Source organism: Limnohabitans sp. 103DPR2 (assembly GCF_001412575.1).
Classification (GTDB): Bacteria; Pseudomonadota; Gammaproteobacteria; order Burkholderiales; family Burkholderiaceae_C; genus Limnohabitans_A.
Map to the genome: position 1 here is coordinate 447,861 of NZ_CP011834.1, position 12,270 is coordinate 460,130.

Sequence of the window (12,270 nt, forward strand, 5' to 3'; positions counted from 1 at the left end):
ACGCATTTGCGATGTTTTGGTGTTTGCATTGACTTGCAAAATCACCGACTTGAAACCGATTGAAATTTCACCATGCTTCAGTACCAAACCGTTCCTGTCACGCCTTTTCAGCAAAACTGTTCTTTGATTTGGGATGACCAAACACGTCAAGCGGCTGTGATTGATCCAGGCGGTGATTTGGATTTGATCTTGGCCGAAGTGGCCAAGCACCAACTCAAGTTAGAGCAAATTTGGCTGACGCATGCCCACATTGACCATGCGGGTGGCACAGCGGTATTGGCGCGCAATTTGAACTTGCCGATCGTGGGGCCCCACCCTGGCGATCAGTTTTGGATTGACCGTTTGTCAGACCAAGGCCGGATGTTTCAGTTCCCAGATGCTGAAGTGTTCACCCCCACACGTTGGCTGCAAGATGGCGACACCGTTCATTTGGGCGCCTACACCTTGAACGTGCGTCACTGTCCTGGCCACACACCTGGCCATGTGGTGTTTTACTCGCCCGACATCAAGCGTGCCTTCGTGGGTGATGTGTTGTTTGCGGGCAGCATTGGCCGTACTGATTTTCCGCAGGGCGATCACGACACGTTGATAGCCAGTATCACGCAGCGCTTGTGGCCTATGGGCGACGACACGGTGTTCATACCGGGTCACGGCCCCGAAAGTACCTTTGGCCGAGAACGCGTCAGCAACCCTTATGTGGGCGGCACCTGAGACATCGCTGTCAGTTGAGCTGAGTACCCGCCGGATTTTGGCGAGCCTGTTCATACAAGTGCGCCACCTTGGGCAAATTGGCCTCTAACTCTTGAATGCGATTGTTGCCGCTGGGGTGCGTTGACAAGAAACTGGGTTGACCTTTGCCGCCGCCAGTGGCGCCCAACATTTTTTTCCAAAGCTGCACACTGGCTTCGGGCTTGAAGCCACCGCGTGCAGCAATTTCCAAACCGACCAAGTCGGCTTCTGTTTCATCGTCGCGGCTGTATTTCAGGGTGAGCAATTGCGTGCCGACGTTGGCGGCCACATCCCCCAGTTGACCTAAGCCCAACAATTGCGAGGCTACCGACAAACCCATACTGGTGGCTTTGGATTTGGCCAAGCGCTCACGTGCGTGTTCGCGCAAGGCATGTGCCATTTCGTGGCCCATGATCATGGCCACTTCATCGTCGTTCAATTGCAGTTGGTCCAAGATGCCTGTGTAAAAGGCAATTTTGCCGCCAGGCATGCACCATGCATTGAGTTGTTTGCTGCCAATCAAGTTGACTTCCCATTTCCATTTGCGGGCATCGGGGTTCCACTGTGAGGTGAAAGGAATCAGTCGATTGGCAATGGCACGCAAGCGTTTGAGTTGGGGGTAGTCATCTGGCGCCAAAGCGCCTTTGCTGTTGGCCTCGCTCAGGGTTTGGCGGTATTGCTGCCGGGCAGATTGCTCAAGTGATTCGGCGGGAATCAACTTTCGCATGCTGGAGGACTGCCCCACATCCACCTGTGCTTGCGCATCGGCATGAACCAATGCGGCCAGTCCCAAGCCTGCACCCCAGTGGTTTAAAAAACCACGTCGCGATGAAGCGCCTGGCAAGGCCTCTAAAGGCGCTACAGGATGCGAAATGTTTGAATGAGAAAAACAACGCCAACACATTTTTCAATCATAGTGCCGTAAGCCAAGAATTCAAGGCGCTTTTCTTGAGAAATCTGGGCGCAGGCTTGGATAATGAGAGCATGACCGAAAAGACACCCCCTGCTTCCTTTTCTTGGCTTGCCTCTTGGCGCATTTATTTACAGCCTGCCAGCTTGCGCATGCTGCTGCTGGGTTTTGCAGCCGGCTTGCCCTTGCTCCTGGTCTTGGGCACCTTGAGTTTCAGACTGCGCGAAGCGGGCATTGACCGCAGCACCATAGGGTATTTGAGTTGGGTGGGTCTGGCCTATGGCTTCAAGTGGGTTTGGGCGCCGCTGGTTGATCGTTTGCCCATTCCATTTTTCACGCATCGCCTGGGGCGTCGCCGCAGTTGGTTGTTGTTGTCACAAAGCATGGTGATGATCGGCTTGGTTGGCATGGCCATCAGCGACCCTTCGCAAACTTTGGGTCCTGTGGTGTGGTGTGCTTTGTTGGTCGCTTTCGGTTCTGCCACGCAAGACATTGCCTTGGATGCATTTCGCATTGAGTCCGCGGACCCAAAGCAGCAAGCCGCATTGGCAGCCAGTTACCAAACGGGCTATCGCTTGGCCATGATCTGGGCGGGCGCCGGGGTGCTGTGGGTGGCGGCTTGGGTGCAAGGAGACAACGCAACAGGCTATGTGCATGCTGCTTGGCAAGCGGCTTATTTGGTGATGGCGGCCAGCATGTCGGTGGGATGCATCACGGTGTTGATGTCCAAAGAGCCTGTTCCTGCAGAATTACCACCCGCTAGAAATGTCAAAGAATGGTTGCAGGGTGCTTTGATTGCACCCTTTGCAGACTTTCTGAAACGCTACAAATGGCAGGCCGTGTTGATTTTGAGTTTGATTGCGGTCTACCGCATCAGTGACGTGGTGATGGGCATCATGGCGAATCCTTTTTATGTGGACATGGGTTACACCAAAGCCGAAGTGGCCACCGTGACCAAAGTCTATGGCGTGCTCATGACTTTGTTGGGCGCCTTCATTGGCGGCGTGATGGCGCTGCGCTGGGGTGTGATGCGCATCTTGATGTTGGGTGCGGTGCTGAGTGCGCTAAGCAATTTGTTGTTTGCATGGCTCAGTGGCTACGGCCATGATGTGAACGCCTTGATTGCCGTCGTGTCCGCAGACAATTTGGCCAGCGGCATTGCCTCTGCTGCATTCATTGCGTACTTGTCTTCACTGACCAACGTGCAATATTCGGCCACGCAATACGCCTTGCTCAGCTCCATGATGTTGCTCTTGCCTAAATTCATTGCTGGCTTTTCGGGTGATTATGTGAATGCGCATGGCTATGCAGATTTCTTCACAGCCACCGCTTGGTTGGGTTTGCCGGTATTGGTTCTGGTGGGCTTGGCGTGGCACTATCAGCCTAGCGCCCAAGACTGATTTACCTAACTTTACGAGGCATTCAACAGATGCCGATGCAATTGCGCTTTGGCAGGTGCATCATGGTGGTGTAAGCAAGCTTGACTAAAAGTATGACGCCGCAATTGTTGATGATTGAAGACGATGAACGCCTGGCCAAGATGGTGGGAGATTACCTGCGTCAGTCAGGTTTTGGTTTTGCACATGCAGCAGACGGCACCCATGGCTTGGCGGCAGTGCAAAAGACGTCCCCTGATTTGGTCATTTTGGACCTGATGCTGCCCGACATGGATGGCTTGCAAGTGTGTCAAAAAATTCGCGGCCTCAGTGGCGCGCATGCGCAAACACCGGTGCTCATGCTCACCGCCAAAGGCGATCCCATGGACCGCATCATTGGCTTGGAACTGGGCGCTGACGATTACTTGCCAAAACCCTTTGAGCCCCGAGAACTCTTGGCGCGCATTCGCGCCATCTTGCGCCGCAAAACCGATGCAGGATCTGGCAGCCACACGCGCATGCAATTTGGCAGCTTGGAAATTGACCGCGATGCACGCACAGTCAGCGTCAACGGGCAAGCGTGCGACCTCACTTCGTATCAATTCGATTTGTTGGTGGCCATGGCGGAGCGCGCCGGACGCGTGCTCACCCGCGATCAAATCATGGAAGCAGTGCGGGGCCGTGAACTCGAAGCCTTTGACCGCTCGATTGATGTTCACATGGGCCGCATCCGCATGGCCATCGAAAAAGATCACAAAGTTCCCGAGCGAATTTTGACGGTGCGCGGCGTGGGCTATGTTTTTGCCAAACAACAAAAATAAGCCGCGCATGAATTGGATCGCTTCCATCTCAAAACATTTGTACTTGCGGATTTGGTTGGCCGTGGTGCTGGGTGTGGCCGTGTTGATGTTGGTGGTGGGTTGGGCTTGGAGTTTGTCGGTTGAGCACGTGGCCCACAATGGACCGCAAGGTGTGCGCGAGTTGCAAGTGCGCAATGACAAAGGCGAATTGATCACGGCCGTGCCCGGCCAATTGCAACGTGGCGTGGGTGTGAATTTTGAGGTGACCTTGCCCGATGGCCAAACCTTGAATTTGTTGCTGCCACGTCGCCCGCCTGCTGCGGGTCAAACGCCAGGCCTCGGTGCAGACGGTGGCGGGGCCATGGGCATGGGCAACGGCCCTCGTGATCTGTCGCCTTGGTGGGCGCGGCCGCCTTATGGTTTTGTCTGGATGTTGGTGTTGGTCGGTTTGGCTGTGGCCATTGGCGTGTATCCCATTGTGCGCAAGTTGACGCAGCGTTTGGAGTCATTGCAGCAGGGTGTACAGCGCTGGGGTGAGGGCGACTTGACGGTGCGCATGCCAGAGCAAGGTCAAGACGAAGTGGCCGATTTGTCCAAACGTTTCAATGCAGCAGCCGAACGCATTCAGCACTTGATGAGTTCGCAGCAAAGTTTGTTGAACTCGCAAAGATCTTTGTTGGCCAACGCCTCGCATGAGCTTCGTTCGCCGTTGACGCGCATCCGCATGGGCTTGGAGTTCTTGGGCGCCGACAACAGCAACGGTGCCAAACAAGAAATCGCGCGCAACATTGCTGAGCTTGATCAGTTGATCGACGAGATATTGTTGGCCAGTCGTTTGGATGCGCAAGAAGCCGATTTGGGCACCGTTGAAGCAGTGGATTTGATGGGCTTGTGTGCAGAAGAGTGCGCGCGCGTGGGCGCGGTGTTGGAGGTTCAAACGGGTGTGCAGTCCCTTGAGATGCACGGGGTGGTGAAGTTGATGCGACGCCTGATTCGCAATTTGCTCGAGAACGCCGGCCGCTATGGCGCCATCAACGGCCCTGAAGATGTGCACGTGATGGCTGCTGTGACCGACCACGAAGTGGTCTTGACGGTGAGCGATCGGGGGCCAGGTGTACCGCATGCCTTTCGCCAGAAAATTTTTGAACCCTTCTTTCGTTTGCCTGGCGCCAGCGAAAAAGCCGGCAGTGTGGGCTTGGGCTTGTCTTTGGTGAAGTCAATTGCAGAGCGTCACCATGGTCAGGTGACCTGTGAAGACCGCGAAGGAGGCGGGGCTAGTTTTGTGGTGCGTTTGCCCAAGCTTTGAAGGCTTGCTTTCGTGCAGCTTGAAATACCCATTCAAGCGCTCTAGGGTCTGCTGACTTAAGCGCGGCCCACGTTGTTGGTGAGATGGTCTTTGTCGTAGTGCAAGGCTGCGTAGCGAAAGAATGCTTCCAAGGCCACGAACAAACAATACAAAAAGCCAGCGCCGCCGCACAGAAATCCCAAGCGGAAAACATACAAGCGAACAAACATCGACAGGCCAGAAGCCAGACCGCGCACCACGCCACCGCGCTTGCCTGCTTGTGCACGTTTGCTGGCGCCCAGCATGACGTACTGCGTGAGTTTTTCCAAACTGCCACGAACGGTTTCGCGCGAGTGATGCAGCAGCTTGGCTGAAATCACCTTGCGGGGCACTGGGTTTGCAGGGTTTTCGTTGTGCAAGATGGCTTGCTCGTGCACTGCGCCGACATATTCCTTGAGCATGTCGCGTCGGAACAAGCGCTCGACTTTGGAGCGCGAAATGTAATATGTCAACTCATGCCCGTAGGCCACCATGCGCCATTGAATCTGCCAGACGGCTTGTGCGTTGGATTGCACAATGGCTTGGAGTTCTTTTTGGAAGGCCGGCGTGATGAGTTCGTCGGCGTCCAAGAAAAAAATGTAATCGCACTTGGCATGTGCAATGAGGCGATTGCGCTGAACGGCGAAGCCTTGCCAATCGGGGTATTCAAAGACTTCGGCACCCGCTTGGCGGGACAAGGCCACCGTGTTGTCGGTGCTGCCACTGTCAACCACCAGCACTTGTTCCGCAAACGCAGCGCTGGCCAAACAGGCTTCGATGCGGTGCGCCTCGTTTTTGGTCAGGACCGCAATGGTCAGCGTAGGCACCGCCATGGTCACCAGACGAAGATCAGTGGCCGTGGCCGACTGTTTCGCCTGCTTTGAGTTGGTACACCGTGCCGCAATAGGGGCACTTGGCATGGCCTTCGCGGGCCACGTCTAAGTAAACCTTGGGATGGGTGTTCCAAATTTTCATGTCAGCTTTGGGGCTGGGGCAAAAGACACCACCTTGGGGGTTCAAGTCTTTGGCCAGAAGTTCAACAGCTTGGCTCATGATCTGTTTCTTTTTGAGAATTAAACCGCAGTCAACCAGTGTGCGTATTTGGGGTTCTTGCCATTCACGATGTCAAAGAACGCCGTCTGGATTTTTTCAGTGATAGGGCCGCGGCTGCCAGCACCAATTTCAATGCGGTCGAGTTCGCGAATGGGCGTGACTTCAGCGGCAGTGCCAGTGAAGAATGCTTCGTCGCAAATATAAACTTCATCGCGCGTGATGCGCTTTTGCACAATCTCGAGGCCCAAATCTTTGGCAATGTGGAACACAGTGTTGCGTGTGATGCCGTTCAAAGCACCGGCAGACAAGTCGGGCGTGTAGATCACACCGTCTTTGATCACGAACAAGTTTTCGCCCGCGCCTTCGGACACAAAGCCAGAAGTGTCGAGCAACAAAGCTTCGTCGTAACCCTCGTCGGTGGCTTCCATGTTGGCCAAAATGGAGTTGGTGTAGTTGCTGACCGCTTTGGCCTGCGTCATGGTGATGTTCACGTGATGGCGTGTGAAGCTAGAAGTTTTGACGCGAATGCCGCGCTTCATGCCTTCTTCGCCCAGGTAAGCGCCCCAAGTCCATGCCGCCACCATCAGGTGAATGGTGTTGCCTTTAGGGCTGACGCCCAACTTTTGCGAGCCAATCCAAGTCAAAGGACGGATGTAGCCGCTTTCCAAATGGTTCTCGCGAACCACTGCTTTTTGGGCTTCATTCACTTCTTCTTTGGTGAAGGGCAACTTCATGCGCAAAATTTTGGCGCTGTTGAAGAGGCGGTCGGTGTGCTCTTGCAAACGGAAAATGGCCGTGCCATTGACTGTTTTGTAGGCGCGAACGCCTTCGAAGGCACCGCAGCCGTAGTGCAGCGTGTGGGTCAAAACGTGGATCTTGGCGTCGCGCCACTCGACCATCTTGCCGTCCATCCAGATTTTGCCGTCACGGTCTTCCATTGAGGGGGTTGCGGTGCTCATTGTTTGTCCTTTGTTGCCAGGTTCGCAAAAGCCTCATTTTACGAGGCTTATGCGGTCATTTTGACTTGCTGCGCTGATTAGCTTGTTGCTTGGGTTTCGCGTGTTGCGGCTGCTATGGGTTCTGACGTGGGGTCTGCCGTGTGCCCATCCGTTTCTTCGGCGGGCCGGGTCATCTCCCATGACATTAACTTGCCTCCCTGAAAGGTGCAGATGACATAAGAGTCGCCGGAATCGGTCCATTTGAAAATTTCGGGCTGGGCGTTGGGTTCTGACAGCCGCTCGCCCAAAGACTTGGTCAGGGCAATGACGTGCATCAAGTTGACGCCTTTTTGGAGCTTGACGTTGAGCATGACGGCGCTACCAACATGACCCACAGGGCGATTGGCGGCGCGGCTGAGCACGGTCACCATGCGCGTGAAATGCAACAAGACCCACATCACCACGGCGCCCGTGGCAATGGCGACGCCTTGCCATTGGTACTGATGCCATGCGCCCGCAACAAACAGGACAACCCCAATGGGGATCAAAATTTTGGAAAAGTTCATGACCCGATCTTAAAGTCCGCGGACGCAGTTCATGGCGTCTTCAATGCGGTCAACCGGATAAATGGTGAGGCCTTCAAAGTTCTTGTCGTTCTTTTTGGGCGCGTTGGCTTTGGGCACCACGGCCACGGTAAAGCCCAACTTGGCAGCCTCTTTGAGGCGCTCTTGGCCGCGGGGTGCTGGCCGTACTTCGCCTGCCAAACCGACCTCGCCAAAGGCGATAAAGCCCTTGGGCAAAGGCTTGCCACGAAGTGATGAAGTAATCGCTAACATCACCGCCAAGTCAGCAGCAGGCTCGCTAATGCGAACACCGCCTACTGCATTGACGAACACGTCTTGGTCCATACAGGCCACGCCGGCATGGCGGTGCAAGACGGCCAAGAGCATGGCCAAGCGGTCTCTTTCAAGGCCCACCGACAGCCTTCGCGGACTGGGTCCGCCGCTGTCAACCAGGGCTTGAATTTCGACCAGCAAAGGTCGGGTGCCTTCTAAAGTGACCATGACACAACTGCCTGCCACGGGCTCTGAATGCTGCGACAAAAAGATGGCGCTGGGGTTGGAAACGCCCTTCAGGCCTTTTTCGGTCATGGCAAAAACGCCAATTTCGTTGACGGCACCAAAGCGGTTTTTGATGGCCCGAATCAGGCGGAAGCTGCTGTGCGTGTCGCCTTCAAAATACAAAACGGTGTCGACCATGTGCTCCAAAACACGGGGTCCGGCCAGCGCGCCTTCTTTGGTGACGTGGCCCACCAACACAATGGCGGTGCCGGTGGCTTTGGCTGCGCGCGTCAGATGCGCGGCACATTCCCGGACTTGTGCCACCGAGCCTGGGGCCGAAGTGAGTTGGTCGGAATAAACCGTTTGAATGGAGTCGATGACTGCAATGTGGGGCCGCTCGCTTTGCAAAGTGGCCAGGATTTTTTCCAGTTGAATTTCGGCCAATACCTGAACCTGGCTGTGGTCCAGTCCTAGACGTCTGGAACGCAGGGCCACTTGGGCGCCACTTTCTTCGCCCGTCACATACAAAGTGTTCATGCCCTTGCGTTGCAGGGCATCGAGCGCTTGCAACAGCAAGGTGGATTTGCCGATGCCGGGATCGCCGCCAATCAAGACGACGCCGCCTTCCACCACGCCGCCGCCCAAAGCACGGTCGAGCTCTTCGATGCCGGTGGGGCTGCGGTCGACGTCTGTGGCTTCAATGTCGCCCAGCTTGGTGAGCTCGGACGTTTTGGCCAAGGCTTGAAATTGGCTGGTGTACCGGTTTTTGGCGTTGCCACCAGCGTCGACGGTACTTTCAATGAGGGTGTTCCAAGCGCCGCACGCGGGGCACTTGCCCAGCCAGCGTGGTGTGGTGCCACCGCAATCGGTGCAGGTGAAAATGGTTTTGTCTTTGGCCATGGGTTGAGCCTAACACTCCGACGTGAACAAACGCGCAATGAACTTCATCAGGACCAAGCTTGCAAGAGTTTGTGGGCAATGTCGGCAGCAGGCAAGGCTTCGCAATCGGACGCGTTTTGACCAGACCACAAAGGCGAATAGTCGCCAGAACCCTGCGCTTCAGCGGCTGTACGCAAGGGGGCGACCGCTGCCGTGGCCAAGGGGAAATCGGGGACGTCTGGGTTGAGGGGCCCAAAGTCTTGCATGAACTTGTTCACAATGCCGCGCGCGGGTCGGCCACTGAACAAGTTGGTCAAAGCCGTATGACGTGCGCGCTCTGACATCAAAGCTTGTCGATGCAGGGCGCTGGTGGTGGCCTCGTGGCTGGTCAAAAATGCGGTGCCAGCCTGGACCGCGCTGGCGCCGAGGCTTTGCGCCGCTTTCACGGCTGCTGCACTTGAAATGCCCCCCGCTGCAATCACAGGCACTGTCACCGCTTTAACGATTTGAGGCAACAAAGACAGGGTGCCCACTTGGGTGCTGAGATCGTTTGTGAGAAACATGCCGCGGTGGCCACCAGCTTCCAGGCCCTGCGCAATGACGGCGTCTGCGCCGTGGTGTTCAAGCCATTGGGCTTCTTGGACGGTGGTGGCGGAGGACCAAATTTGAATGCCCCAAGCTTTGAGTTGTTGCACCCACTCGGGCTTTGGCAAACCAAAGTGGAAGCTGACCACCGCAGGTTTGAATTGGCCCATGAGCGCGAGGCTTTCTTCGCTGAAAGGCGCGCGGCCTGGCCCAGAGCCCACCGTCGCTGGGTCAATGCCGTGTGATTGGTAGGCCGGGTGGAGTTTCAGTCGCCAGGCGGCTTCTTTGTTGGGTTGCGCCTCTGGCGGTGTGTGACAAAAGAAATTGACGTTAAGAGGGAGCAGGGGGCCCCAAGTCGAATGCGACTGCGCGTCGGTTGAGATCGCCACTTGAAATGCGCTCAGCTCTTTGTGCAGTTGCTCCGCATTGAGCATGGCTGCGGGAATGCTGCCCAAACCACCCGCTTTGAAAACGGCCGCCGCCAAGGCATGGTTTTGTGATCCAGCCATGGGTGCTTGGACCAATCGGATGGCGTGGGCATCAAAAAATGAGGTGTTCATGGCGCAATTATTCCCTGTGCGGTGGCTCATGAGACAAGCCCATGAGGCTATTTTGAGCCAAGGCGCGGGTTAACCCGATTTTGCGGCGCTTTGAAATTCATTTAACATGTTAAATAAATTCAAACACCATGAAACAACAAGCTTTTGTTCACCGCAATTTGCCTCGCCTGCTGCTACAAGCTCGCGAGGCGGTGATGACGCACACGCGTCCTAGCCTCCGCGAACATGGGCTGTCAGATCAGCAGTGGCGAGTGCTGCGAGTGCTGGGTGAGCATGCCAACAGCAAGGATGGTGCTGAAGGTGTGGAGACGGGGCGTGTGGCACGCGAAGCGTTTTTACTCGGTCCCAGTTTGACGGGTGTGCTAACGCGCATGGAGCGCGATGGGTTGATTGAGCGCAGCCGTTGTTCGCAAGATGCGCGGCGCACAGTGGTTCGGGCCACCCCCTTGGGATTGTCCAAGGTGGCCAAATTATCGGAAGCCATTGAGGCGCATTACGCCTGGATGGAAAGCGAACTGGGCAAACAAAAATTGGCGCAGTTGTATCAGTTGTTAGATGCCGTGATTCAGTTGGAGACGTCTCCAATGGACGAGGCGATGGAAGAAATGGAATGAGCAAAATGAATCCCAGCGTAAACAGTGATGCACGCTATTGGCCGCAAGGCACCGTGTACGGCGCTCTGTTGAATTTTCAGCAAGAATGGAATTTGAGAGCGCCGCAAATGCCTGAAGCGCCGCACAAAGGTGCACCCAAAGCACCCGTGCTGTTCATCAAAACCGCCAACACGTTCACAGCGTCGGGGGGCGGCATCGCAATTCCTTCAGCAGTGGCCGATGTGGACATTGGCGCCAATTTGGCTTGGGTGTTCGGCGCAGATGCCAAGCCCGTGGCGTGTGTGTTGGTGAACGATGTGTCCATTCCGCACGAGAGCTATTACAGACCGCCGGTGAAGTTCAAATGCGTCGATGGTTTCTTGGGCGTGGGGTCCAAAGCGCTGGGCATTGCGCAGGTCAAGACCGACGCGGTGGTGCTTACCGTCAAGGTGAATGGCAAAGAGGTACAACGTGTGAACTACGCAGACACTGTGCGCAAATCACAAACTTTGCTGGCAGACATTGCTGAGTTCATGACCTTTCAAGAGGGCGATGTGTTGTTGCTCGGCAGCGACTGCTTGCCCGATGGCAAACGCCCTCGCGCCAAGGTGGGTGATGTGGTGGAAATATCGGCCGATGGTTTTGACACCTTGGTCAACACATTCGTGGGAGGTGCCGCATGAAGCACGCACGCATTGCTTGGGCTGGCGCCATTCACGAAGCCGTTGAATCGAACGGCGAGTTGTTGCTCACGCGCAGTCCTTGGGCTGGCAAACGTTTGAAGTTTGACGAGGTGGTGTGGTTGCCGCCTTTGGCGCCTGTGCCTCAGGCCCGAACCATTTTGGCATTGGGTTTGAACTATGCAGATCACGCCAAAGAGTTGGCGTTCAAAGCGCCGGAAGAACCTTTGGTGTTTGTGAAAGGCGAGGCCTCCTTGATCGGTCACAAAGCCTTCACGCGCAGGCCACAAGACGCAACCCACATGCACTACGAATGCGAGTTGGCCGTCGTCATTGGCCGTACGGCCAAGAACGTGAAAAAAGAAAATGCCTACGACTATGTGGGCGGCTACACCGTGGCCAACGATTACGCCATTCGTGATTATTTGGAAAACTGGTATCGCCCCAATTTCCGTGTGAAGAACCGCGACACCTGCACGCCCATTGGACCCTGGTTGGTAGACGCCAAAGACATTCACGACCAGTACGGCAGTCCTCAAAATTTAAGTTTGCAAACCACCGTGAACGGCAAGCTGACGCAAAGTGGCCACACGCGCGACATGATTTTTGATGTGCCGACTTTGATCGAGTATTTCAGTGCCTTTATGACGCTGCAACCCGGCGATTTGATTTTGACGGGCACACCCGATGGTGTGGTGAATTGCAATGTGGGCGATGTGATCGTGACCAGCATTGAAGGTGTGGGCGAGTTGATCAACACCTTGGGTGAGTGATTCATCTGC

Annotated in this window: 14 protein-coding genes; 7 read left to right on the forward strand and 7 right to left on the reverse strand. The window is 55.5% G+C overall.

The window, feature by feature from the left end; genetic code table 11:
- Positions 1 to 72 precede the first annotated feature (72 nt).
- Entirely contained in the window at positions 73 to 711 is a 639-nt protein-coding gene (locus L103DPR2_RS02070; protein WP_055359533.1) for an MBL fold metallo-hydrolase, read from the forward strand.
- Between the two features lie 10 nt (positions 712 to 721).
- Here the strand turns inward: L103DPR2_RS02070 and L103DPR2_RS02075 are convergent, their stop codons facing one another.
- Positions 722 to 1,633 carry a M48 family metallopeptidase gene (locus tag L103DPR2_RS02075; protein ID WP_055359534.1) on the reverse strand — a complete coding sequence of 304 codons (912 nt, stop codon included), beginning with the start codon at positions 1,631 to 1,633 and terminating at the stop codon, positions 722 to 724.
- A gap of 80 nt (positions 1,634 to 1,713) precedes the next feature.
- On the opposite strand from L103DPR2_RS02075, the gene L103DPR2_RS02080 reads away from it, so the two are divergent.
- The 3 genes from L103DPR2_RS02080 (at position 1,714) to L103DPR2_RS02090 (ending at position 5,121) form a co-directional block, all read left to right on the forward strand.
- Positions 1,714 to 3,039 carry an AmpG family muropeptide MFS transporter gene (locus L103DPR2_RS02080; RefSeq protein ID WP_055359535.1) on the forward strand — a complete coding sequence of 442 codons (1,326 nt, stop codon included), beginning with the start codon at positions 1,714 to 1,716 and terminating at the stop codon, positions 3,037 to 3,039.
- 92 nt (positions 3,040 to 3,131) lie between these two features.
- Complete coding sequence (locus tag L103DPR2_RS02085; RefSeq protein ID WP_055359536.1) at positions 3,132 to 3,836, forward strand: response regulator transcription factor; 705 nt, start codon at positions 3,132 to 3,134, stop codon at positions 3,834 to 3,836.
- Positions 3,837 to 3,843: 7 nt separating this feature from the next.
- A complete protein-coding gene (locus L103DPR2_RS02090) occupies positions 3,844 to 5,121 on the forward strand; it encodes a HAMP domain-containing sensor histidine kinase (RefSeq protein ID WP_055361788.1) in 1,278 nt (425 codons plus the stop codon).
- Positions 5,122 to 5,177: 56 nt separating this feature from the next.
- Here L103DPR2_RS02090 and L103DPR2_RS02095 read toward each other — a convergent pair whose 3' ends face one another.
- The 6 genes from L103DPR2_RS02095 to L103DPR2_RS02120 all read right to left on the reverse strand — a co-directional run bounded on the left by L103DPR2_RS02095 (position 5,178) and on the right by L103DPR2_RS02120 (position 10,215).
- A complete protein-coding gene (locus L103DPR2_RS02095; protein ID WP_055359537.1) occupies positions 5,178 to 5,972 on the reverse strand; it encodes a glycosyltransferase family 2 protein in 795 nt (264 codons plus the stop codon).
- A 16-nt stretch (positions 5,973 to 5,988) separates the two neighbouring features.
- Entirely contained in the window at positions 5,989 to 6,192 is a 204-nt protein-coding gene (locus L103DPR2_RS02100; protein WP_055359538.1) for a zinc-finger domain-containing protein, read from the reverse strand.
- A 20-nt stretch (positions 6,193 to 6,212) separates the two neighbouring features.
- Positions 6,213 to 7,151: a branched-chain amino acid transaminase gene (locus L103DPR2_RS02105; protein ID WP_055359539.1), complete on the reverse strand. Its 939-nt coding sequence runs from the start codon at positions 7,149 to 7,151 to the stop codon at positions 6,213 to 6,215.
- Positions 7,152 to 7,228: 77 nt separating this feature from the next.
- Positions 7,229 to 7,696, reverse strand: a complete 468-nt coding sequence (locus tag L103DPR2_RS02110) for a hypothetical protein (protein ID WP_055359540.1) — start codon at positions 7,694 to 7,696, stop codon at positions 7,229 to 7,231.
- 9 nt (positions 7,697 to 7,705) lie between these two features.
- Positions 7,706 to 9,091 (reverse strand): DNA repair protein RadA, encoded by a 1,386-nt coding sequence (radA, locus tag L103DPR2_RS02115; protein ID WP_055359541.1) that lies wholly within the window; start codon positions 9,089 to 9,091, stop codon positions 7,706 to 7,708.
- 47 nt (positions 9,092 to 9,138) lie between these two features.
- A complete protein-coding gene (locus L103DPR2_RS02120; protein WP_055359542.1) occupies positions 9,139 to 10,215 on the reverse strand; it encodes an NAD(P)H-dependent flavin oxidoreductase in 1,077 nt (358 codons plus the stop codon).
- 128 nt (positions 10,216 to 10,343) lie between these two features.
- Between L103DPR2_RS02120 and hpaR the strand changes: the two genes are divergently transcribed.
- The 3 genes from hpaR to L103DPR2_RS02135 are packed head-to-tail and all read left to right on the forward strand — an operon-like array spanning position 10,344 to position 12,261.
- A complete protein-coding gene (gene hpaR / locus L103DPR2_RS02125) occupies positions 10,344 to 10,829 on the forward strand; it encodes a homoprotocatechuate degradation operon regulator HpaR (protein ID WP_055359543.1) in 486 nt (161 codons plus the stop codon).
- A 5-nt stretch (positions 10,830 to 10,834) separates the two neighbouring features.
- The gene (locus L103DPR2_RS02130) at positions 10,835 to 11,491 is read left to right on the forward strand and encodes a fumarylacetoacetate hydrolase family protein (protein ID WP_055361789.1); all 657 of its coding nucleotides are present in this window, start codon (positions 10,835 to 10,837) and stop codon (positions 11,489 to 11,491) included.
- A complete protein-coding gene (locus tag L103DPR2_RS02135) occupies positions 11,488 to 12,261 on the forward strand; it encodes a fumarylacetoacetate hydrolase family protein (RefSeq protein ID WP_055359544.1) in 774 nt (257 codons plus the stop codon). Before L103DPR2_RS02130 ends, L103DPR2_RS02135 begins: the two co-directional genes overlap by 4 nt.
- Positions 12,262 to 12,270: the final 9 nt, after the last annotated feature.

What these genes read in the sequence shown, in the direction of transcription:
- L103DPR2_RS02110 (WP_055359540.1), bottom strand. Translation starts at nt 7,696, where the DNA reads ATGAACTTTTCCAAAATTTTGATCCCCATTGGGGTTGTCCTGTTTGTT.
- L103DPR2_RS02070 (WP_055359533.1), top strand. Translation starts at nt 73, where the DNA reads ATGCTTCAGTACCAAACCGTTCCTGTCACGCCTTTTCAGCAAAACTGT.
- L103DPR2_RS02095 (WP_055359537.1), bottom strand. Translation starts at nt 5,972, where the DNA reads ATGGCGGTGCCTACGCTGACCATTGCGGTCCTGACCAAAAACGAGGCG.
- L103DPR2_RS02130 (WP_055361789.1), top strand. Translation starts at nt 10,835, where the DNA reads ATGAATCCCAGCGTAAACAGTGATGCACGCTATTGGCCGCAAGGCACC.
- L103DPR2_RS02075 (WP_055359534.1), bottom strand. Translation starts at nt 1,633, where the DNA reads ATGTGTTGGCGTTGTTTTTCTCATTCAAACATTTCGCATCCTGTAGCG.
- L103DPR2_RS02105 (WP_055359539.1), bottom strand. Translation starts at nt 7,151, where the DNA reads ATGAGCACCGCAACCCCCTCAATGGAAGACCGTGACGGCAAAATCTGG.
- radA (WP_055359541.1), bottom strand. Translation starts at nt 9,091, where the DNA reads ATGGCCAAAGACAAAACCATTTTCACCTGCACCGATTGCGGTGGCACC.
- L103DPR2_RS02100 (WP_055359538.1), bottom strand. Translation starts at nt 6,192, where the DNA reads ATGAGCCAAGCTGTTGAACTTCTGGCCAAAGACTTGAACCCCCAAGGT.
- L103DPR2_RS02120 (WP_055359542.1), bottom strand. Translation starts at nt 10,215, where the DNA reads ATGAACACCTCATTTTTTGATGCCCACGCCATCCGATTGGTCCAAGCA.
- hpaR (WP_055359543.1), top strand. Translation starts at nt 10,344, where the DNA reads ATGAAACAACAAGCTTTTGTTCACCGCAATTTGCCTCGCCTGCTGCTA.
- L103DPR2_RS02090 (WP_055361788.1), top strand. Translation starts at nt 3,844, where the DNA reads ATGAATTGGATCGCTTCCATCTCAAAACATTTGTACTTGCGGATTTGG.
- L103DPR2_RS02080 (WP_055359535.1), top strand. Translation starts at nt 1,714, where the DNA reads ATGACCGAAAAGACACCCCCTGCTTCCTTTTCTTGGCTTGCCTCTTGG.
- L103DPR2_RS02135 (WP_055359544.1), top strand. Translation starts at nt 11,488, where the DNA reads ATGAAGCACGCACGCATTGCTTGGGCTGGCGCCATTCACGAAGCCGTT.
- L103DPR2_RS02085 (WP_055359536.1), top strand. Translation starts at nt 3,132, where the DNA reads ATGACGCCGCAATTGTTGATGATTGAAGACGATGAACGCCTGGCCAAG.